Below are 21,944 nucleotides of genomic sequence, written 5' to 3'. Positions count from 1 at the left end.
CTTCATATTATATGTTAGTTGGAATAATTAAGAGGTTACTTAGAACATGGACAATAAAATAACAGTAAATATGGAAGGAGCAGCATCAGATAGATTAAAGCGAGAGTATGCAAAAGCCTTAGCTAAGATATTGGTAGAGGAATACGGAAGGGAAGACTGTATTAAGCTTCTACAGAAGTTACAAAAGAATACTTAAAATAAATCTGATGAAAGAAATTCATATGCTAGCTTATTCTAATAAATACCTCATAAAGATAACTTTCATGGTTAAGAAATATATTTTTTATTTATACATTATTTTATACATTTAATTAAGGTTAAAGTAATGTTAAATTTTAAATTAAGTGTAAAATATTGGACGTGAAGCCAAGCCCAAGAGTATAATTATTGTAAAAGATATGACTAAGTGACTCCTACATGGGAACTTGAGTTATGTTAGTTCGATAATCGAGGTTTCTGGGATCATGGGGTACGTATAATTTAATAGTTGAAGTTGTACCACTATAAAGTTGTACTATTTCCATCAGAAACCTATTTTCGAAACTCCTCTGGGTTCTGAGAGGAGAATTTAAAATATAAATTTTATTGAGAAGTGACACCATTATGAAGTACAAATTTAAAGCTAGAATTTTGAATATACGTAACTTCAAGCTGAAATTATATTAGTAAATTTCTAAGTGAAAAAAAGGGAGGCTTACATGTCCATATTAGCAATAATAATTACAGTTGTGGTAATCATAGTGATTTTAACAGCTTTTGTGCTTATGATAAAAGAAAGTAATATTAGTGATATTAAACTAATGCTATTGGGAATAGAAGTTACTTTGGTAGGAATCTTTGCTGGAATTTTGGCCTTGCTAGGTATTTGGGGATTCCAATATATTGCAGCAATTATTGTAGTAGTAGGTATAATGATTACCTTAAAGGGACTGAGTAAAAAATAGATAACGAAAGGCGGAACTATATGCAGTGCATAAATGAATATGAAGTTGTACAAGCTGTTAGTGAGCAATGGGCTAGGTATCATGCTATCTACAGATTAACCAAGGTTAATGAATGGATGTCGCTTAGCTTTGAGGGCGATATAGAAAGGTATAAAAATGTAAGTTTCTGCTACTGGGTATTACATAAAGGAATAAAAGTTGGTGGAGCCCTAATAAAGCCTAATATGATCAAATGTGTATTTGTTATTCCTCCATATGAAATAGAGCAGATCATTAAGAGTGTAGCTAATTATGCTGAGAAAATTTCTGATAATAATGAAGTGATTGTAGTACAAGATGCTGATAAGGACAGTCTTAGTTATTATACATGCTTAGGCTATGAGCTTAATGAGATTAATAAAATAATGGTTCGAGCTACTGAAAAGTTTGAGGTGAGTTTTGAGCCAGAATATAAATTATGTGAGCCAAAGTTAGAGAATAAAGAGTCTATGGCAGAGTTATATTATGAAACCTATAGGGCAAATAAGCCTAAAGTTATTTCTCAGCAGAGCTATGAGTTTCAAACTGTAAGCGTTGATACATATTTTAGTCATACAAGCCAAAACAACATACCAAGAGAATGGTCCACACTGATTTTTGAAGCTAAAACCAATAGATTGATCGGTAATTGTACTGTTGGATTAGTGAATGAGCTACCATATATATTAGATTTTGTGGTGCATCCTGATTTTCAAAATAGAGGCTTAGCTTCTAAGATGATAAAAAGAACCTTAAGTTTGTTAATAGATAAATATCCGGCAGTAAGACTCAGTGTCCAGATAGGAAATGATGCAGAAGTTTTTTACTCTAAACTAGGGTTTATAGGATTAAGTGAAAAGTACATGCTGAGCAAGATTTTAAAATATAATTAATGAGGTAAAATAAATGGAGCATAAGGATTTAGTTAATAAGATTGAAGAACTGTCAGTACTTGAACTTGAAAGTGCAAGAAGCAAGTTTAAGGCTCTTAATTCTTCTCATGAGGGCTATGCTGTAATATTGGAGGAATTTGAGGAGTTTCAAGAAGAGGCCTTAGCTTTTGAAGAAGAGTTAAAAAGTCTATGGAAGGGTATAAAATCAAATGATACAAAGATACAGGCCCAAAGTATTGAGGAGATGGAGAATATATGCACCAGAATGATAAAGGAAAGTATACAAATAAATGCTATGTGCAAAAGATATAAGGAAGATTTAATTGATAAATAGTTGAAGAGTGATACTGTTTTTTAATACAAGCTTTTAATGTATATTGTGTTTGTGGTATAATTTGGATGTTGACTAAAGTTAAATATAGATGTGAAGTCTTAATGTGAAAATGCTTAAGTATAGTTTAAATTAGAACAATGTTAAAATCATTATGTTTCTAAACAGATCCAAAACTATAAAAGAGTTAGCAGTAGGTAACGCTGGGATTAAGTCGGCACATATAAAAAAAGAGGCGATAAAATGAAAGATACTAAATTTAATGAAAATGCTTTTGTAGCAGTAAAGTCAATATTTTTTACCATTGCAACGCTTATTGTATTAGAGATTCTTCTTTCATCACTAAAGAGAGTGGGAGTAGATATACTTCCGGATAGTCTTCTAGGAAACGTACTATTAGAAGCTGTTATTTTTATTGTTCAGTTTATAATCGTAAAAAAATATAGTGAAAAAAGCTTCTTTAAGACCATAGGTTTTAAGAAGGAAAAAAACTATGGAAAGAAAATATGGTCAGGAGTAGCTATGGGACTTTTAGGTTCTGTATTTATGTTTATTGCAGGTTTTGTAATAAAACTTTATTTTTATGAGGGAGTTGGATTTAGCTATTACTCCTGGAACGTAGTGTTAGCTTTTGTTTTAAGTTTACTTGTAAGAGCTGCTTTTGCGGGATTTTGTGAAGAGGTATTTTTTAGAGGCGTTTTACTAAGTTATTTGTCAAAGTACAAAGGTAAGATGTTTGGACTTATATTTAGCTCTATAATTTTTATGATTTTCCACTGTACAAGGTACCAGAGCATAAGCCAGTTGTTAGCGGTTTTAACCGGTGGAATTCTGCTTGGCTATGTTTATATAGTAACTAGATCACTTTATATGTCAGTAGGTATCCATATTGCCACAGACTTCTTCTCTAATCTAGCTAGTATTAAAGGACAACCAGGATTGGTTATTATTAGTGCGAACTCTAAATTTACTTTAGCTTATTTGACTGAAAATATGTTTATATTAACCTCAATAATGTATGTAATTTTGTTATTTATGTTTATGGTGGCCTATAGAATAAGGCTTAGAAATTATAGCAAATACAATGCATTTTAATTATGTATGTACATATAGGGGTACAGGATCAAACTTTAAGTTATGAGTTTTACTTGCAATAGATTTTGCAAGATTTTAACGGTGAGTATAACTTAAACTTCCATATGTGAACCCTATAATTGGGTTTGTATAAGCAGTGCGCTTAAGTATTAGATAGTTTAATTCGTGAGAAGAAAATCATAAGTTAAATAATTTAGTGAAATATCAGAATTAATAAAACAGTTTTAGCGTTGTAATGTTGAAAAAGCATGGTAACTCTTTGTACAAGCTCATTATATTATCAGGTATCTGAGTGCCTAATTTTAATGAGGCACTTTGAAAAAGCTAAAATTTAATATAGAATTAAAAAAACACTTCTTATTAGCATATATAGAAGTGTTTTTTTACTGAAGATGACATTATAGATTTAATATGAAATTCTTGTATAGACAACCACTCCATATAATAGAATTGAGAGTTAAAATATGTTTGTAGTAATCAATAGCATTTTGAATACTAGGGTAAAGGTTGCTTACAGCTATAATTCTTTGCCTAAGCTAACTAATGCACGGGATTGCTTGTTATTTTAATTGTAACAGGGATTTTAACAAGGTCTATTAATAGGAGGAGAGTAGAGAGATGGATAAGAACATAAAGGGTATAATTCCAGAAGGATTTTTATGGGGAAGTGCTGTAACTTCTTTTCAAAGTGAGGGAGCTTATAATGAAGGCGGAAAAGGTCTTTCCATAGTAGATGAAAGAGAGATAAAAGAAAACTTCTCAGATTGGAAGACAGCTGTTGACTTTTACCATAGATATAAGGAAGATATTAAGTTGTTCAAGGAGTTAGGGATTAATTCATACCGTACCAGTATTTCCTGGTCAAGAGTTATACCAGATGGAGAAGGGCAAGTTAATGAAGAAGGGCTAAAGTTTTATGATGATTTATTTGATGAATTATTAGCAAATGGCATAGAACCTGTAATTACTTTATATCACTTTGATTTACCAAAGACTTTAGCAGAGAAATACAATGGATTTGTGTCAAGAAAAGTAGTAGATCTTTTTGCGAATTATGCAAAGCTTGTATTTGAAAGATATAAGAATAAGGTTAAATACTGGATAACTTTCAATGAGCAGAACTTTTCGGTTTTTGGAATTGATCATTGGGGAGTTAAAACAAAGGAAGGTGACAATAAGGAAGCAGTTGGTTTCCAGGTCTGTCATAATGTTTTTATAGCTCATGCTAAGGCAACCAAACTGTTGCATGAGATAATACCTGATGGAAAGATGGGCGGAATGATAGCTTATACTACAACATATCCAGCTACTTGCAAGCCAGAGGATGCATTGGCCAACCAAAAAGTAAAGGAATTATTTAATGATCTACACTTTGATGTGTTTGCTAACGGTGAATATCCATCCTTTATCACTAGCTTATGGGCAAAGAGAGGTATAAAGCCAGTATTTGAGGCAGGAGATGAACAATTACTAAAAGAAAATACTGTAGATTATCTTACCTTCAGCTATTATAGAAGTGATATTGTAGAAGACACCACTGGTGAGGATCAGGGATTATTTGGGGCAATAAAAAGAAATCCATTACTAAAGGCCAATGAATGGGGATGGACTATTGATCCAATAGGTTTTAGAATCGCTTTAAAGGAAGTATATGCTAGATATAGGATGCCTATATTTGTCACTGAAAATGGAATTGGTGTTAGAGAAGAGTTGGATGAAAATAATACTGTAAATGATGATTATAGAATTAATTATCTAAGAGATCATATAAAACAGATGAAGCTGGCTATGGAAGAAGGAGTAGAGGTAATAGGTTATCTAACTTGGGGATGCACAGATATTTTAAGCTCTCAGGGAGAGATGAAGAAGAGATACGGATTTATCTTTGTCAACCGTGATGAAACAGATTTAAGAGATTTGAAGAGGTATAAGAAGAAGAGCTTTGATTGGTTTAAGAAGGTTATAGCATCAAATGGAGAAGAGCTCTAGTGTAGTTTTGACTTAAGCAGATAATTATATATATAATAAGTTTTATGTTCTAAACATAAGTGTAGATAGAAATTCCTTGAATAAAACTACTTTATAGTACAAAATTGTATTGTAAGGTAGTTTTTATATTATAAAATATGATTATAAAAGAGATATATTGATGAAGCTCAAAAAGGCAAGTATAATGTTGTTTCCGACAATACTTATGTAAATTATAACAGTTGAATCATTTTCGGGGATTAGTAGGAACAATAATGATTATAATATTTTTATATTATGACTTGTTATATTATTTAATATTTATTTGAATAGCTTGACAATGATTTGTTATTTTATTTATATAATATTAGGATTAGCATCGTACTTTTTCAGGTAAATAAATAACTAAGATAAATATTTGGAGGTAAATATATGACATACAAGGTTCCAGAACTTTTTAAAGATTATGAGGATACAATAAATAAATCACTACGTAAAGCGAATGAAATAACTTTTACACTAGAGGACACAAAGCCTTGGGATAGTAAACTAGGAGGGTGCCCTTATCTGGAGAGTATTCAAGAATATCCTTTAGGAAAGAACGGTAAACCGATGATATTTCTGGCACAGATCAATCTATCTGATTTAGTTGAGCTTGAAGACATGCCAGAGGAAGGGCTGCTTCAGTTTTTTATAAATAATGATGATTGTTATGGGTTTGATGCTCCTTGTGAGGTCAGGTATATTGAGAACTACATAAAGGATGAGAGTAGATTAGTTCTAGAGAATCCTTATGAAAAAGAATATGCAGATTTCTTACCTTTTAATAAGAATGGTAAAATGAATTTTGAATTAAGAGAAATGCCAATAACCTGTAGCTGTGAAGACTTTGATAAAGCTTTTGCTGGAAAGCCCTTTACTGAAGAGCAGGAAGAAGAGGCTTGGGAAGAATTCGATGGTGAAGGTAGCAGAGTAGCTGGCTATCCATACTTTGTTCAAGCTGAACCTGAATTTTATGGAGAATATGATATTTTGCTTCTTCAGCTAGATGTTGAAGATAACTGTGGTATTATGTTTGGAGATAGTGGAAATTGCAACTTCTTTATCTCTAAACAAGATCTAGAGAATAGAGACTTTTCAAAAGTTCAGTATGATTGGCAATGCTGCTAATTTTTATATGGATGTAAAGTATTATAGAATGAATAAATTTGTCTGGATTTTAGTTTTTTATGGGGTATTAGGGAGAAGATTTTATGGGGAAGATAAAACTTATTAGAAATATAGAAGGTAACATTTTAGATATAGGAGGTGGGGGAGAAGGTATAATCGGAAGGTTATATCCAACCCAAGCCATTGTTATAGATAATCGTAAGGATGAACTTCTGGAAGCGCCTAAAGGTCCTATTAAGCTTGTTATGGATGCTAGAGAAATGGCTTTTGTAGAGGACTGCTTTGATAACGTCACTGCTTTTTATAGCTTTATGTTTATTAATAAAAATGACCATCCAAAAGTAATCGGAGAAATAAGCAGAGTGTTAAGGCGTGGAGGCCGTTTATATGTATGGGACACAAAAATAAAAGAAGCAAATCCGTTTTTAACAGATATTGAAATTACTATAGATGAGCAGGTTATTAGTACAACCTATGGAGTTGGAAAAAAAGATGCTTATCAGGATGCAGAGTATTTTAGGAAATTGATAAGTACTAGTGGATTTATGTTGGTAGAGGAGAGCACTGAGGGTGACCATTTCTATCAATGCTGGAAAAACTTAGGCTAGCTAAGGGTGTGGAGCACAAGTTTTAATGTATATATGAATGTTTTAAATAAATGTTGGTGATATACAAGATGTTCAGATTCGATGAATAGAAAAAGCTGATAGTAAGTTTGAAATATTACTATCAGCTTTTATTTAGGGTTTGTCTATGTCGAATAATATTGTTAAATTTAAGTGATTAAGGTGAAAGTGCATAAATTATTTGTGCACTTTCATCAAAGCCTTGGAGGATTGAACACTTAGTTACAAAACTGTATTTTAACAAATACGAATTTTATATAGCATAAGTGTATTCGCCATTTTCTTTGGTAGCATAAAAATCAGCGAAGTTTAGGTCAAAGAAGTCCTTCTTAATATGGGAAACGTCTATCTTGTTTTTTATAAGATAGGCTAGGACTCCACAGTAGGATAGATCTCCTACTAGTAAAGCACCGTGGATTACACCATCTTTAAGGATTATCTTCTTGTATACATTCTTGGTTTCTAAGGTGTTTATGTCATAACTGTCGTCAGGAGCATTGGCTATTCCTATGGAGGCAGCTTGAAGCCCTAGGAAATTCATTGAGTTAAGGAATGCAAAATTATCCTTGCAAGGTATTTTCTTTCCAGCCATATTGGAAGCAGCGATTTTTCCTTGTCTTACAGCTACAGGCCAGATAGGAGATAATGCTGTAACATCTCCTGAAGCATAAATATCTTCAATATTTGTTCTACAGAATTCATCAATTAATATTCCTCTATCACATTTGATATTAGAATTCTTTAAGAAGTCTATATTTGGTCTTACTCCAGCGGCTACAACTATAGTACTGCAGGGAATAAGCTCATTATCGTTTATTATTAATCCTGTTGCTTCTCCCTTTTCATTAAGTACTACTTCTTTTGCAGAGGAGCTAAGATGAAGGGTAACGTTATTATCCTTTAATAGCTTTTCATATTTTGCTGCGGCTTTTTTGTCTAACTGAAGAGGAAGTATTCTATCTGCCATTTCCACTAGATGAATATTTACCTTCTTTTCTATAAGACCAACTGCTGCATCTATACCAACTAGTCCAGCACCTATTATTACAACATTGTCTTGAGGCTTGCAGCTTTCCTTTATAGAGATAGCGTCTTCTATATTTCTCAAAGGGTGAACGTTAGAGGCTTCTCTTAAATTCTTTATAGGAGGAATAGAAGCGGAAGCACCAGAAGCTATAAGTAACTTATCATAGCTAACATTCTGACCATCACTCAATACAAGGGTTTTAGTTTCGGGATTAAGGTCTTTTACTTCTTGGCCTTTAAGCCAGTTTATATTGTTTTTTTCAAAGAAGTCCTTTTCTACAAAGGAAAGTCTATCTAGATTTCTTTCACCGCTTATTAGATGATGTAGCATGCATCTAGAATATACGTTTACATCTTTAGAAATAATAGTTATATCAGAAGCTGAATCTAAGGCTCTTAAAGTTTTGGCAGCATTTATACCTGAAGCACTGGCACCTATTATTACATATTTCATAAAATTACACCTCCATACAAAGCTGAATAGCTCCTGTAGGGCAGCTTTCAACACATCTTGGAACTTCACGGCCGTTGCATAGATCACATTTTAAGATAACTCTAGAATCGTCAGCGGATTTAAGCACTCCGTAAGGGCAGGAAATAACACACATATAGCAAGAAGCACATTGCTTTTCGTCATAGGATACAACTCCTGTAACTGGATCCTTTGTCATAGCTCCACTCATACAAGCATTGACACATTCTGGTTCATCACAGTGTCTACAAAAGATTGGAGTAGGTTTACCATTTTCATCTAAGACAATATGATTTCTGCTTCCATTTTTACTATCATGAAGATTTAAGTCCATTAATGATTTGCTGTTTTCATTGTGTTCAGCCATACATGCAAGGGTGCAATTTAAGCACCCTTCACATAAGGCCTTATCTATGATTATTCTTCTCATAGCATCGTCCTCCTAAAACTTTCTTAGGCTAAGCCTAGACCAGTTCTTCTATTAATAATTATTTCTTCAAGTCTATCAGCAGCTTTAACAACATCATCTTCAAGGATTAATTGTCCACCAGTAATGTCCTTTAAATCTTCAGTTAATAGCTTAGTAACAACTTCGCTTCCAGTGATGAATGGTGGGATTGCAAGGTGTAGAGGTAGTCCTAAAGCAAGTCCGAAAGCACCATCAGCTAAAGCTTGTTCTTCTAACCATTGTGGAGCAGAAAGTACTAATGGTAATTGTGGTATATCTATATTTAAGAAAGCAGCAAGCTCTGAAGCAACAATTTCAAGTCTTCCTATAGCAAGACATGGTCCAAAGTTTAATACTGGAGGAATTCCAAGGGATTCACAAACCTCTCTTAAGTTATCTCCAGCAAGGCTAGCAGCAGAAGGAGACATTAATCCTACATTTTCCAATCCTCCGCTTGAACATCCAGCAGAAAGTACTATGATATCTCTCTTGATAAGTTCCTTTGTAAGTTCTACTGTAAAGATATCGTGTCCTTTAGCTGTAAGGTTTGAGCAGCCTACAACACCAGCAACCCCTTTGATCTTACCACTTGCTATTAGATCAACTAGAGGTTTCCAAGTACCACCTAAGAATTCTCTTAAAGAAGTTTCACTTACACCAGTTAGAACATCATCATGACCGTGATCTAAAGGTAAGTTTATTCCAACGTTCTTTCTTCTGCTTGAGTAGCTCTTAACAGCTTCTTCAATTATTGTGTCAGTTATCTTTTCTCTGTCTTCATAAGTATAGTTGATGTAGTCAGCGTTAGCTTTCTTAGCAACGTCATCAAGACAGATCATTTTTACTTCAAACTCTTCAGCAATTGGTTCTATTCCTGGAAGAGTACAGTTAAACTCTGAAAGAATTATATCAATGCTTCCTGTAGAGATTAAGGATTCACTTGTAAAGTTGTTTCCAGCATGTCCAGAGAATACATCCTTGTAGTGTTCACCTCTAAGCTGTAAGTCTTGACCTACGCAAGTACATCCTACCAGCTTGAAGCCTTTAGCACCTGCAGCCTTAGCCTTTGAAACTATATCTTCATCTAAAAGTCTATCTTGAAGGTGAGCTATAACTGAGTGTTGATGACCAGTAACCATTATGTTTATATAATCAGTATCTACAACCTTAAAGCCAACCTGTGCTTGACGGATAACCGGTTCACCTAACATAACATCATTTAATAAGTTAGTTAAAGTAAGACCATATAGACCAGTGGATATTCCTAAGTTTAAGCAGTTTAACATCATATCCACAGGATCACTGCTTAGGTTAGTAGAGGACTTAACCACTGCATCAAAAACCTCTGACTTAGCTCCACCAGGAAGAATATTAAGCTCCTGCCACTTTTTAAATCTAGGACCATAAGCCATTTTTTCAGTTAGTTCCATCTTTTCATATCTTGGTTTGTATAAATCCTTTAATACAGCGCCAGCTATAAGTATTGCTTTCTTGTGCATATCTGATTCTTCTATGTTAAATATCTCTGCAAGGTGATTTAGGGCATTTACACCTTTTATCTTATCTTTGTTTTCTCCGGTTTTCTTTAAGTTCAATGCGGTAGTTTCAACTACATGCAAATAACAGCCGGCACCTGCTGCAACTGTTCTTAAAAAGTTACGAGCTACTATAGTATCAGCGGTAGCACCACATACTCCACGAGGAGCCTTAGGTGTAATACGACATGGGCCATTTGCACATAGACGGCAGCAAACACCTTGTTTACCAAAGCCGCACTTTACACTTTGATCCTTAACTCTGTGATGAGAGGTTTCTACCTCAGTATTTGCGATAAAGTTTTCAAGTACCTTATCAGCACTGCTACAAATTGTACAATTTCCACAACTAGACATTAATAATACCTCCTCAATGTTAACCAAAATGGTATAGTTTTAATTTATAATATATGATGTAGCACTTCTTATTGAAAATGACTTTTTCAAATCCTCTTTCTTGTGAATAGTAAGAGGTGGGCAATGAAGTGGTACATCTTATTTACTTTGCTGAAAATATAAATTTTTGCTAGCTAAACCTTATGACTTATAGGTTTAAAGTAGCCTTCTGGATTTAGATAAGTTCTAAATGTAATTAATTACTTATTTAATTAACTGATTAAGCTTTTATTGCTTTAATGCATCTGTAAATAGAACTTATATACTTAAAAACTATGCTTGACAGATTTCCCTCATAGTAAAAACTATTTCTTTGCTAGAGGTTGATTGAAAAGTTAAAGGAATAAGAATCTCCCTAAACATTTAAACTGGGAGTTTATAGGCCCCATCCTTTAAGGCTTTAAAATTAATATCTGACAACTGTTTTATAAGACTTGTCTGTATTTCACCAAGGGCTCTATGAATCTCACATCTATTGCCTTTCTGGGCATTGCAATAGGCTGGATCAATAATACAGCGGTTTACATATATAGGGCCATCGATAGCTTCGATAACATCCTTTAGAGTTATTTCTTCAGGAAGTTTATTTAGAGAATAACCGCCAGCTACACCTCTGTAGGATCTTATAATTCCTTTAGCTATAAGCTTTCTTAGAAGCTTTAGTAAGAATCTTAAGGGAAGGCCCTCATGCTCAGCAATAACTGCAGCATTTATTTTTGCACCATTCTCTAGTTTTGATAAATACAATACAACACGTAATCCATAATCTACTTCCTGTGTTATTTTCATCTTGCATCTCCTAATGTATACTGACTTGGTACAGTATTAATATATTCCTACTGGATTAATTTGTCAAGATTTTATCAAAAATTTTTTTATGCTAATTTTATTAGCTTATCTAGAAGATATAAAAAATTTTACCTAGTGAAAAAGAAATATTTTTTACGGCTAATTAACAGCTAATGTAGGAAAAAATATAATAAAAGTATAATGAAAAAGCTTGACTTATTAGTAGTAAAGTATAACATCCTTTACTAGGCAAACTTACTGATTTGAATGGGTTAGAGTAGCGGTTCAGGATGAAAAGTAAAAATAAAACTATGTGGTAGGCCAGATTCTTCACATGTACCTTTGGAAAGTCGTATGCGCCAAAAAAGCTCACTGAAGAAAAATAACTTCTGTGAGCTTAAAGCTTTATCCATTAAGCATGACAAAATTATATTAAAGTATTATCATTTCAATCCTTGCACTCAAAATAAAGCATTCAGTGGATTTACCAGACTTTATTTTGAAGTAGTATGTCTATATAATTCTTTGCGTAAGATCATTACAGCATATGATAAATCAGTAATTAATTTAACACAGCATTTTGACAGCGCATTTTAATTTATTCTTCCTCAATGGCCTTTAGAGCTCTAATAGCCTCATAGCAGGCTGCAATTGGGTGATAGTCTCTTGTTGGAGTAATATTTTTCAAATCTTTATACTTCTCATTCTTTCTACTGAGCTTCTCATACCAACATCCATGGTCACTATCTATAAAGAAGGTTTCACAATAGGTGAAGATATAGGTGTAGACGTTCCAGTAATAAGCTTCTTTGCTGTCAGCTGCTAAAAGGGCAGAGGCACCAAGGGTTTCAGCCATCACATAGTAATATTTATCTGAATCAATAACAGAATTGTTTCTAGCTAAAGAATAAAATAGTCCTCCATATTCGTTATCTACGGCTTTTGACATTGATGTGTTATAAAGATATTCAGCTTTTTGGCCCATCCATTCTTGTGGAAAATTCCGTTTCAGCATCAACAGAAGCTTGCTCCACTGAATAGAGTGTCCTGGTATAAAGCCTTCAGGATGAAGAAGTTTTTTATTTTCATCCAGCTCCTTATAGTCCCAATCTATGTTCCAGTTTTCATCATAGTGCTCCCAAACAAGACCACCAGACTTTGGTGTTAGTTTTGTGGTAACCGATCTACATAGTTCGAAGGACTTTTTAAGAAACTTCTTATCTGAGGTTGCTTCATAAGCGGCTATCATAGCTTCGCATATTTGCATATTAGAACTTTGCCCTCTATAATTAGATAGTTTTGTAAAATCATCATTGGCTTCATCAGCGTATAATTCGTACTTTTCTTCCCAAAACTTCTCTTCTAATAGTTCATAAACATATTCAATTATATCTTTAGCCCATAGTATACCGGCTTCATAGGCTTTAGAGGCAGCAAGTAGTGCAAAGCCATGGCCGTAAGCATATTTGGTGTAGTCACAAGGATTTTGTGACTTAAGTTTCCAAAAGTAACCACCATTCTTTTTATCTAGATGAAATTCCTGCAAAAACTTCAAGCCATGTTCTGCAGCTTTAGTACACCAGGAGGACTTAGGATCTAAAATTGCACCTATGCTAAAGATGTAGATAAATTTAGAAGTTTCTATAAGATGCTTATTCTCCAAGTCACCTATAGTTCCGTCATCAAGAAAGTAATTAAAATAGCCTCCATTTTCGTAATCCATACATCGAGGATAATAATATTTTAGTATCTGATATATATGATCTTGTAACCAGTTAATATTTTGAAAATCGGAGCTATGCATAGACTCATTGACCATTTTTTCACCACCTTAACAATTAAAATATATTCCCTTGAAAATACATATATTCATTGTTGGTGTAATACTTTGATATTTTTGAAATGTAATATATACACTAGCTCTCCTAAAGCATAAATTCGCAGTTGAGTTATTGGTGATACTTGGTTATATACCACTGGGCAAGTAGACTTATATGGTTATTTTATAATATCCTATGGGATGTAAAAGAAGGATATAAAAAATTTTTAGTGAGAGGTGGGATAAATAGATAATTCCTCATCAGATACAAATTGTAACAAGACGTAAGATTTTATTTGGTTTAAATGAACAAAGTAACAATACAGCTTCAAGTGAAAAAAATCATGATAATTCTATAGCAGTTATCTTTAGCCATAATAAAATGAATAAGATTATATTAATATACTGAAAAATAAGTAACATTATGGTATAATTTCCATATAAATGTCTTTGAGTATAAAAACAGTAGTCTTTAAGTAAAAATGCATATTAATTTAGGGGGAATGAATAATTAATACTTTTGAATAGACGTGCTTTAAGGCGTGATTGTATGCTCTACGTATGGACATATAGTTCAAGTTAAGACATAAAAATATAGATAAATTGTGATTAATAATAAATATAATTATAAAAATAGCTTTATACCAAGAATTACTATATCTATATAAAAATTTAAAGGTTTAAAATGTAGGTGATAAAAATGAATAATAACGTAGGCGACACTGATGAAGAAAACTCTAAAAATGTTATATTTAGAGAAGCGATTAAATACTTATTATTAGTCATTTTAGTATTAATAATTCTTGCTCCTATAGCCAAAAGCGATAATATGTTTTTTCATACCATAATTATGACACTAGGGATAGCAGTATGTTTTTGTATACTACTTTTTGCAATGGCTACTTATGAGATTGCAAAAGATGATTTTTTTATGGTTCTAGGTGTTGGATATGGAATTGTAGGAATATTAGATATACTGCATCTGTCAGCACATCTAAACATTGGTGTTTTTGGGCTTAATGCAGACAATCTATCCGAAACCCTTTGGATTGTATCTAGGTATTTTGGTGGTATAACTGTATTAATTGCTAGTATAATGCTCTATAAAGATATTAAACATGTAAAAATAAAGCTTATAATATTTATTTATAGTGCAGTTTTGATATTAAATTTAATTGGAATCTATGGATTGAGGAGATTTCCTGTTTGCTATATGGATGGAACAGGCTATACCTTGGTTGGGAAAATAAGTAGGTACTCTATAATTTTCATTTACTTTATTAGTCTTATTGTAATGCATAAATCAAAAAACTATTCTAACAAGAGGCTGGTTACTTACATAGAGGCTTATATAATTCTCAGGATAGTTAATGAAATATTATTCACAATATATAGTGACCCTCACAGCATAGAGCACGTAACAGCTTTTGTACTTAGATTATTAGCTTTTTATATGCTTTATAAGGCTGTGCTAAAAGTAGGGTTGAGAGAACCTTATCGTAGGGTTTGTTCAGCTTTAGTGCAAGCTACCAATGAATTAGAGCTAGAAAATAATCAAAAGAAGTTTTTTGAAGAAGCTATGATAAAAAGTGATGAATGTTATAAGCTTTTAATTGAGGATTCTAACGATGCTATTTTGATAGCTAATGAGACGGAGAATGTATTTGCCAACTATACTGCTGCTAAGTTATTTGGTTTTAATAACGCAGAGGAGTTAGTTGGAGTGGAAATTTCAAGATTTGTTCCCAAGGAAGATATTGCGCATACTAGAAAACAGATTATGAAAGTTTTACAAAGTAAAAAGGGAGGGGAACATAGAAACCTTAAGTTAGTAACAGCACAAGGTAATTACGTAGATGTACAGATTAAAAGCGCTTACATTATATTCCAAGGGCAGCCCTGTATAATGTTTGTCTTTAGGGACCTGAGTACAGAAAAAAGATTCGAAAAACTATCATCAGACATGGAGGAGAAGGGGCGAAAGCTTGAAGAGACCTTGGAATTAAATAGACTTATAACGGAGCATTTTGCTAATGTATCCCATGAGCTTAGGACACCTTTAAATGTAATATTAGGAGCGACCCAAATCTTAGACTTTTATAGAACTGAAGCTTCAGTTGTGGATTGTAAAAAGAAGATAGAGAGTTACCATAAAAGTATAAAGCAAAATTGTTATAGACTTTTAAGATTAGTCAACAATCTGATAGACTTGTCAAAAATTGATTCAGGATTTTTTGAGTTGAATAAGAGTAATGGGGATATAGTAAAGGTTGTGGAAGATGTCACATTATCTATTGTTAGCTATTGTGAGAATAAAGGAGTAAACTTAATTTTCGATACAGATATAGAAGAAAAATATATGGCTTTTGATGATGATAAAATTGAAAGAATAATGCTTAATTTACTATCTAATTCCATTAAGTTTACCAAAGAAGGTGATGACATATTGGTTTTCCTTGAAGATAGAGAGGAATACGTAGATATAATAGTTAAGGATACAGGAGCTGGTATACCAAGTGATAAGCTTGATATCATATTTGAAAGATATAGACAAGCTGATGGACCTTTATGTAAAGAAAACCAAGGTACAGGTATAGGCTTATCTTTAGTCAAATCACTTGTAGAGCTTCATGGTGGAAGTATAGAGGTGAACAGTAAATATGGGGAAGGATCTGAGTTTAGAATTACTCTTCCTGCATTTCTTAGTGAGGGAGAAATCAGTAAACCAGTTACCTATGATAATCAGTCAAATGTTGAAAGAATTAGTATCGAGTTTTCGGATATATACTCCACAATCAATTAAGCATAGCTGAAAGATTAACAGGACTCAACAAATAGAATTTTATTCATGGTTACTTTCTAAGAAGGGTTAGTAAAGTACAATATGATATACAAAAAACACTCATATGGGGGAAAGTTGATTTCCATATATGAGTGTTTTTTTATTCTGACTATATGTATGATTCGGTTATAACTAAGTAATTAAAAAGTAGATACTATATACAAGCTTATTAAACCCTTGAACTGTTGACTTCTTAATTTTAACCTTACATTTAAAAAAGTTGATCTTTAGCAGAATATTTTAACAGTGACTAGCATTAAAGTATTCTTGTATATACTACTTAAGTTTGAATTGTTTAATAAGACTGTCTAGTTTTAAAGCACTCTCAGCATTACTATCTGAGGAAGCCATAATTGAGTCATTCTTGCCGCTTACATCTACGATGTTTGAAGCTATATCTGTAGAGGATTTTGCTACCTCTGTTACGGAGATTGAAACATCATCCATACTTCTTGAAATCTGTTCCATAGAATCAGAAATAGTTCTTGAAGCTTCAGATAGTCTTTCTATTATATCTTTTACAGTATCTCCGTCTTTCTTGTACTCATCACTTATAGAAATTAGATTTTCGTAATCCTTTAAAACGTCCTTTTCTATAAATGCTAGTATAGCTTGAGAAGAATTTGAAAGCCTACCTACTGAATTTAATACTGCATTGACCTTATTTTGAATCTCGGAAACAGCTATAGAAGATTGTTCTGCTAGTCTTCTAACTTCATCAGCTACTACAGCAAAGCCTTTCCCAGCTTCTCCAGCTCTCGCTGATTCTATTGCAGCATTTAAAGCCAGTAAGTTGGTTTGTTTAGCTATAGCATCTATGCTATTTGCCATTTCAGATATTTCGTTCACCACAGTTACTTCACTTAAAGCATTTTCTAGATTAAGCTTTGTTTCTTTATATATATTTTCTGCATTATTTCTTGAGATTACGGAATCCTTATTTATGGCAATAGCTTTTTTCTGTATATCCATAGCAATACTTAAGCCTTCTTCAGCTCTCTTTGAAGAGTCTGAAACTTCGTCCTTTACACTAGCAGTCATAGAGGACACTTCTTGAACAGCAGCAGCTGATTCTTCCATTCCAGCTGAGATTTCTTCTGTTGCGGCAGATATCTGCTGGATCTGAGAGCTCACCTCTAGGAATAAGTTGTTGCTAACTTCGCTGCTATGTAGAATGCTATCGCTTTCATTTTTAATTAACACCATACTTGAGTTAAGTTTATCAACTGCATTACTAAGTGCTTCAATGGTATTGCCTATTTCATCCTTAGCAGCAGCCTCCATATGAAGATCTAAATCACCATCAGCAAGCTTTTTAGATGCTTCCATAACTTCCTTAACCTGCATTACTATGCTTTTTCTGATCAGAATAGTCGCAAGTATACCGATTACAATGCTTATAATAAGTAGAGTAATCATCTGATTAGTTGATGTAATTGCTGTTTGTCTTGCTTCTTTTGCATCAGTTTGAACTAACTTTGATTGAAACTCTATCATTGTTTGTATTGAGATTAGTAGCTCATTTTGAGGTTTATCCATATTATTTATTAGTGTTTCCATTTGATCAGTTGTAAGTGCTCCAGACATTCCAAGCTTAGTGGCAGCATCAAAAGCTGATAATGCAGGTTCAGCTTTAGTTTCAATATCCTTAAACAAAGCCTTCCCCTTTTCTAAATATAAAAGTGATTCTAAACTTTTTGCGTTAGTATTGAATAACTCTTTGTTTTCGTCAACTATCTTTTCTTGTTCTTCCATATAGCTTCTATTTGCACTTATGGATAAGTTTCTTACGCTTATTGCTATTTTGTTGATGTTTCCTCTTAACTGATAGGATAAAGTTAACTTCTTATTTTCTACATTAGCTAATTTTTCTACACTCTTACTTATAGTGTTTAGTCTCACTATAGCTATAGTAGAGGATATCGCTGCTAACAAGATAAGTAAAGAAAATCCAAGTATCAGTTTGTTAGATAACTTAACTTTGTTAAAGCTCATATAAAACTCTCCTTTGTTTTATCTTAGGTTCATACATAACTTTCGGGAGGTTTTACTTTTTTCTTTACTAGAATATTAAGACAATTCAGACTTGCAGATAATTAATTGGAATAATCAATATTTTATGTTATTATTTGTAATATAGAGCTTGCTAAATGTACTTTACTCATTAATAAAGCCTAAGAGAGGTATATGAATATATATTGTGATGTAAATTCCTATAAATTGAGAAATAGCTAAAGTCTTTGACTTAATTACTTTTCAATGTGTATTGTTTTTAGTATAAAGTTGTTTTTTTAAATTGAGCATAGCAATAAGTTTTGTATAACTTACTTAGCATAGAAAAAGTTACAATTGCATATTAATTATTGAAGTTGTACAAGTTCCAAGGGGGAAAATTGTTTTTAAAACTCCTAAGCTTACTTGGAAGAGAGTTTTAAAATATAAATCTTATAATTAAGTAATACATATATAATATAAGCAAAGTTCTATGATAACCAAGCTACGCTATATAAAATAATACAATATAAGAAGGGGGGATTTTAATGGAGGAACTTACTTAGGTTCTCCATTAAAAGTAATCTATGAAGAAAAGGAAAATATTAATAATTGGATTAATGGTTGTAGGGGCACTGGCTTTATTAACAGGGTGCATTCCAGGAGATGGAAGTCGTACAGTAACAAAGCCAGCTGGATTCTTCTCGGGAATTTGGCATGGCTGGATAGCTCCAATATCACTTGTTGGAGGATTGTTTAATAAGCATCTAAGGATATACGAGGTGAATAACACAGGCTGGTTTTATGATTTAGGCTTCTATGCGGCTGTAATCAGCGGATTTGGTGGAATATCACTATTTAGAAAGAAATCAAAGAATGATTAAGGTACTTTACTAAAGAACTATTACTTCAATACTTAGACTCAAAATAAAGCTTTATATTTACCTATGAAGCTTTACTTTTATTAAATCCATTTTGAAGTAGTATGTCTATATAATAGTAAAGTAAATAGTCTATAAGTTAAGAGGATAGCATGGACAGATAATGTATGTTCAGCTATCCTTTTTTACTTTAGGCTCTGTTTAATGTACCATGCTGGAATTAATTATAGCTTACTTTAAAGAATAGAAAGAAGTAACGGTTGGATATGAAATATATTTTCATTTTTAGCTAATATAGGTAGGAGAGTTTTTAAACTTACAGCATCACAATTCAATTATTAATTTGTCATAAAGTATACATAGTATGTAGTTATAATTAAGTAAGAAATTAGCAGAGAAGCTGTTCATTGGAGTTATTCTTAAATATTTTAGCTTTACCATAGTCCAATCATTTATTATAATGTAAAGTAATTATATGTAAAAAGTTGTTATATAGATGAAACATTTCAATAAGAAAGCTATTTTCAACATCTCTCTGGTTTCAAAGAGGAGAATTTGAAAATGTAAATTTTATTATGAAGTGGTACTTCTACAATTTAGGAAGGTTGGGTGCGGATGAAATTAGATAAAAAGTTATTACAATACTCTTTGTATGTTGCGGCAACAGTAATTGTTATTTATATAGCCATTGCTATACTAAACAACATAATGAATATTTATATGATGGTCACTGGTACCCTTAATAAGACCTTTGTACTGATTAAGCCATTATTAATAGCACTGGTTATTGCGTATTTATTAAAGCCAGGTGTTACTTTTATTGAAAAGTTTCTTGAAAAGAGAAATATATTTAAAAAGGCGGCACCAAGGAGAACTGTAGGAATAATAATAGTGTATGCTGCAGTTATCGGAGTGTTTGTGGCAATAATGGTTGGGATCTATATAATGGTAGGTGGTAAACTTTCCAACAACACTACCATAGCTAATATAGCCTCATATCTTAGTGAGTATCTGAATAGCTCCACTTTGTCTGTAGGATATATAAGTGAAAAGTTAAAGAGCCTTAATATATCAATACCTACTGATTTGAATGAGAAAATTGCTCAAATAATTAGTTCTGTGCAAACTTATATAGTGGCAAGCATAGGGGGAATATCTAACTTCATAATTTCTATGGGTGGTAATATAGCATCGTTCTTTATAGCATTAGTACTAAGTATTTATCTAGTTCAAGACTCTGAGTATTTTTTAGATATTTGGAATAAGATATTTAATCTTATTTTTGGAAAAAGCAAAGCGGGAATAAAGTTAAGAGAAATCTTTGCCATATTGAATGATACCTTTAACAAATATATAAGGGGACAACTTCTAGAAGCAGCTATGGTAGGTATTTTATCAGCTATAGTTCTTGCAATAATAGGTATAGACTATGCTTTTGTAATAGGAATAATAGCTGGTTTATGCAATATGATACCTTATGTAGGACCTCTTGTTGGAACTATCTTAGCTATAATTATGGCTCTTCTTAGTGGTCAACCAATTACAGCGCTTTGGGCAACTATTGGTATGCTTGGAGTACAACAAGTGGACAACAACTTCCTAGCACCTAAGATTGTTGGTGATAGTGTAGGACTTCATCCAGTGTTTACAATGCTTGCTATTTTAATCGGTGGGAATGTGGGTGGCTTAATAGGAATGCTTATAGCAGTGCCTTTAGCTGCATCTATAAAAGTTGTTTTTGGAAATTGGTATAATGAGCATATGGCAAAAGCAAATATTGAACAATCAAGCAAGCTTTAATAAGAATTGAACAGATAATAATTTTGTTATTTATATGTTAAGTGGAATAGATAATATAGTTCTATTATGAACAAGAGGATAGTTTGATTAATTATTAATAGTGTAATTTTAGGCTATGTTAAAGTATTGTGCTCAGACATAGCCTAATTTTATAATCAATCTAGATGCTATTTATAACTTATATATTTATGATAGGCATAGCTTTGAGCTAAGTTTTATGCTTTAACAATTATACGGAGCCATAGGAAGTATTCTAAAAATAAGGCTAATAGCTAGAGGTATATTTTCTAAATTACAAAGTAGATTCAACACTATATAATATAGCAATAACAAGGACTCCATATGATTTAGTTCATATGGAGTCCTTGTTATTATGTTAATAATGGGTGATTTTAGACTCTGTTAAAGTGCCTTGGTGAAATCAAATGGTTAATTATCATATGTTTTAATGAGCTTAGGCTAATAGCTGGCTAATGTAGCATTTCCTGCGTATTAGCTTGATTTTGAAAATTATATTGAATATAGCCTAATGCTATGCTCCAATCAGATCTGCTATATTTCGTAATACATATAAGAAGTAGGTAAGATAAATGATAAAGGTAAATATATACTTATTAGATGAATAAAACCCATCTTATGTATACAGTACCAGGTGTATCAATCGGTGAAAAATGTCGAAAAACTGAGATATAGTTAATAATGGACAAGTAATTAGTGCTTAAGACATATTATAATTATATTAAAGAATGACTGTATGTTATTATAAGTCATGTCGCTGGAACACAAAGCGACAAAGTGCAGAAATTTAAATTTGAATTTTTAAATTAAATTAAAAATAAATTTGAAAAGTATGTTGACAAAGAAATCTTACGGTGGTAAGATATAAAAGCTGTCAGAAA

General features: G+C 32.4%; 17 protein-coding genes. 11 read left to right on the top strand and 6 right to left on the bottom strand.

Features of this window, described 5'->3' with window-relative positions; translation table 11 throughout:
• The first annotated feature begins 46 nt into the window (after nt 1-46).
• The 8 genes from GXK57_RS24845 (at nt 47) to GXK57_RS24810 (ending at nt 7,027) form a co-directional block, all read left to right on the top strand.
• Nucleotides 47-196 (top strand): hypothetical protein, encoded by a 150-nt coding sequence (locus GXK57_RS24845; protein WP_160680711.1) that lies wholly within the window; start codon nt 47-49, stop codon nt 194-196.
• Nucleotides 197-698: 502 nt separating this feature from the next.
• Nucleotides 699-944 (top strand): hypothetical protein, encoded by a 246-nt coding sequence (locus tag GXK57_RS24840; RefSeq protein ID WP_160680710.1) that lies wholly within the window; start codon nt 699-701, stop codon nt 942-944.
• Between the two features lie 20 nt (nt 945-964).
• A complete protein-coding gene (locus GXK57_RS24835; protein ID WP_160680709.1) occupies nt 965-1,855 on the top strand; it encodes a GNAT family N-acetyltransferase in 891 nt (296 codons plus the stop codon).
• 13 nt (nt 1,856-1,868) lie between these two features.
• A complete protein-coding gene (locus GXK57_RS24830) occupies nt 1,869-2,189 on the top strand; it encodes a hypothetical protein (protein WP_160680708.1) in 321 nt (106 codons plus the stop codon).
• A gap of 240 nt (nt 2,190-2,429) precedes the next feature.
• Nucleotides 2,430-3,281, top strand: coding sequence for a type II CAAX endopeptidase family protein (locus GXK57_RS24825; protein ID WP_160680707.1), 852 nt, complete (start codon nt 2,430-2,432; stop codon nt 3,279-3,281).
• Between the two features lie 618 nt (nt 3,282-3,899).
• Nucleotides 3,900-5,270: a glycoside hydrolase family 1 protein gene (locus tag GXK57_RS24820; RefSeq protein WP_160680706.1), complete on the top strand. Its 1,371-nt coding sequence runs from the start codon at nt 3,900-3,902 to the stop codon at nt 5,268-5,270.
• Between the two features lie 411 nt (nt 5,271-5,681).
• Nucleotides 5,682-6,419, top strand: a complete 738-nt coding sequence (locus GXK57_RS24815) for a DUF1963 domain-containing protein (RefSeq protein ID WP_160680705.1) — start codon at nt 5,682-5,684, stop codon at nt 6,417-6,419.
• 83 nt (nt 6,420-6,502) lie between these two features.
• Nucleotides 6,503-7,027 carry a class I SAM-dependent methyltransferase gene (locus tag GXK57_RS24810; RefSeq protein WP_160680704.1) on the top strand — a complete coding sequence of 175 codons (525 nt, stop codon included), beginning with the start codon at nt 6,503-6,505 and terminating at the stop codon, nt 7,025-7,027.
• A 271-nt stretch (nt 7,028-7,298) separates the two neighbouring features.
• Here GXK57_RS24810 and GXK57_RS24805 read toward each other — a convergent pair whose 3' ends face one another.
• The 5 genes from GXK57_RS24805 to GXK57_RS24785 all read right to left on the bottom strand — a co-directional run bounded on the left by GXK57_RS24805 (nt 7,299) and on the right by GXK57_RS24785 (nt 13,530).
• On the bottom strand, nt 7,299-8,525 hold the full coding sequence (locus GXK57_RS24805; protein ID WP_160680703.1) for an FAD-dependent oxidoreductase: 1,227 nt from the start codon (nt 8,523-8,525) through the stop codon (nt 7,299-7,301).
• 4 nt (nt 8,526-8,529) lie between these two features.
• A complete protein-coding gene (locus GXK57_RS24800) occupies nt 8,530-8,973 on the bottom strand; it encodes a 4Fe-4S dicluster domain-containing protein (protein WP_160680702.1) in 444 nt (147 codons plus the stop codon).
• Between the two features lie 23 nt (nt 8,974-8,996).
• Nucleotides 8,997-10,883, bottom strand: a complete 1,887-nt coding sequence (cooS, locus tag GXK57_RS24795; RefSeq protein ID WP_160680701.1) for an anaerobic carbon-monoxide dehydrogenase catalytic subunit — start codon at nt 10,881-10,883, stop codon at nt 8,997-8,999.
• Nucleotides 10,884-11,285: 402 nt separating this feature from the next.
• Nucleotides 11,286-11,711: an Rrf2 family transcriptional regulator gene (locus GXK57_RS24790; RefSeq protein WP_160680700.1), complete on the bottom strand. Its 426-nt coding sequence runs from the start codon at nt 11,709-11,711 to the stop codon at nt 11,286-11,288.
• 598 nt (nt 11,712-12,309) lie between these two features.
• Nucleotides 12,310-13,530, bottom strand: coding sequence for an AGE family epimerase/isomerase (locus tag GXK57_RS24785; protein WP_160680699.1), 1,221 nt, complete (start codon nt 13,528-13,530; stop codon nt 12,310-12,312).
• Nucleotides 13,531-14,230: 700 nt separating this feature from the next.
• Between GXK57_RS24785 and GXK57_RS24780 the strand changes: the two genes are divergently transcribed.
• Nucleotides 14,231-16,333 carry an MASE3 domain-containing protein gene (locus GXK57_RS24780; RefSeq protein WP_160680698.1) on the top strand — a complete coding sequence of 701 codons (2,103 nt, stop codon included), beginning with the start codon at nt 14,231-14,233 and terminating at the stop codon, nt 16,331-16,333.
• Between the two features lie 315 nt (nt 16,334-16,648).
• On the opposite strand, the gene GXK57_RS24775 is transcribed toward GXK57_RS24780, so the two are convergent.
• Nucleotides 16,649-18,367: a methyl-accepting chemotaxis protein gene (locus GXK57_RS24775; protein WP_160680697.1), complete on the bottom strand. Its 1,719-nt coding sequence runs from the start codon at nt 18,365-18,367 to the stop codon at nt 16,649-16,651.
• A 584-nt stretch (nt 18,368-18,951) separates the two neighbouring features.
• Between GXK57_RS24775 and GXK57_RS24770 the strand changes: the two genes are divergently transcribed.
• Nucleotides 18,952-19,248, top strand: coding sequence for a hypothetical protein (locus GXK57_RS24770; protein WP_160680696.1), 297 nt, complete (start codon nt 18,952-18,954; stop codon nt 19,246-19,248).
• A gap of 612 nt (nt 19,249-19,860) precedes the next feature.
• Nucleotides 19,861-21,045, top strand: a complete 1,185-nt coding sequence (locus GXK57_RS24765; protein WP_160680695.1) for an AI-2E family transporter — start codon at nt 19,861-19,863, stop codon at nt 21,043-21,045.
• The last annotated feature ends 899 nt before the right edge of the window (nt 21,046-21,944 follow it).

This window comes from Clostridium sp. C8-1-8 (assembly GCF_009928445.1).
GTDB lineage: Bacteria > Bacillota > Clostridia > Clostridiales > Clostridiaceae > Clostridium_AR.
Note: the sequence above shows the minus strand (reverse complement) of the source record. Positions and strands in the feature narration are given on the sequence as shown.

Excerpts from the sequence above, each read along its gene's own strand:
- GXK57_RS24845 (WP_160680711.1), top strand. The coding sequence starts at position 47 with ATGGACAATAAAATAACAGTAAATATGGAAGGAGCAGCATCAGATAGA.
- GXK57_RS24840 (WP_160680710.1), top strand. The coding sequence starts at position 699 with ATGTCCATATTAGCAATAATAATTACAGTTGTGGTAATCATAGTGATT.
- GXK57_RS24835 (WP_160680709.1), top strand. The coding sequence starts at position 965 with ATGCAGTGCATAAATGAATATGAAGTTGTACAAGCTGTTAGTGAGCAA.
- GXK57_RS24830 (WP_160680708.1), top strand. The coding sequence starts at position 1,869 with ATGGAGCATAAGGATTTAGTTAATAAGATTGAAGAACTGTCAGTACTT.
- GXK57_RS24825 (WP_160680707.1), top strand. The coding sequence starts at position 2,430 with ATGAAAGATACTAAATTTAATGAAAATGCTTTTGTAGCAGTAAAGTCA.
- GXK57_RS24820 (WP_160680706.1), top strand. The coding sequence starts at position 3,900 with ATGGATAAGAACATAAAGGGTATAATTCCAGAAGGATTTTTATGGGGA.
- GXK57_RS24815 (WP_160680705.1), top strand. The coding sequence starts at position 5,682 with ATGACATACAAGGTTCCAGAACTTTTTAAAGATTATGAGGATACAATA.
- GXK57_RS24810 (WP_160680704.1), top strand. The coding sequence starts at position 6,503 with ATGGGGAAGATAAAACTTATTAGAAATATAGAAGGTAACATTTTAGAT.
- GXK57_RS24805 (WP_160680703.1), bottom strand. The coding sequence starts at position 8,525 with ATGAAATATGTAATAATAGGTGCCAGTGCTTCAGGTATAAATGCTGCC.
- GXK57_RS24800 (WP_160680702.1), bottom strand. The coding sequence starts at position 8,973 with ATGAGAAGAATAATCATAGATAAGGCCTTATGTGAAGGGTGCTTAAAT.
- cooS (WP_160680701.1), bottom strand. The coding sequence starts at position 10,883 with ATGTCTAGTTGTGGAAATTGTACAATTTGTAGCAGTGCTGATAAGGTA.
- GXK57_RS24790 (WP_160680700.1), bottom strand. The coding sequence starts at position 11,711 with ATGAAAATAACACAGGAAGTAGATTATGGATTACGTGTTGTATTGTAT.
- GXK57_RS24785 (WP_160680699.1), bottom strand. The coding sequence starts at position 13,530 with ATGGTCAATGAGTCTATGCATAGCTCCGATTTTCAAAATATTAACTGG.
- GXK57_RS24780 (WP_160680698.1), top strand. The coding sequence starts at position 14,231 with ATGAATAATAACGTAGGCGACACTGATGAAGAAAACTCTAAAAATGTT.
- GXK57_RS24775 (WP_160680697.1), bottom strand. The coding sequence starts at position 18,367 with ATGAGCTTTAACAAAGTTAAGTTATCTAACAAACTGATACTTGGATTT.
- GXK57_RS24770 (WP_160680696.1), top strand. The coding sequence starts at position 18,952 with ATGAAGAAAAGGAAAATATTAATAATTGGATTAATGGTTGTAGGGGCA.
- GXK57_RS24765 (WP_160680695.1), top strand. The coding sequence starts at position 19,861 with ATGAAATTAGATAAAAAGTTATTACAATACTCTTTGTATGTTGCGGCA.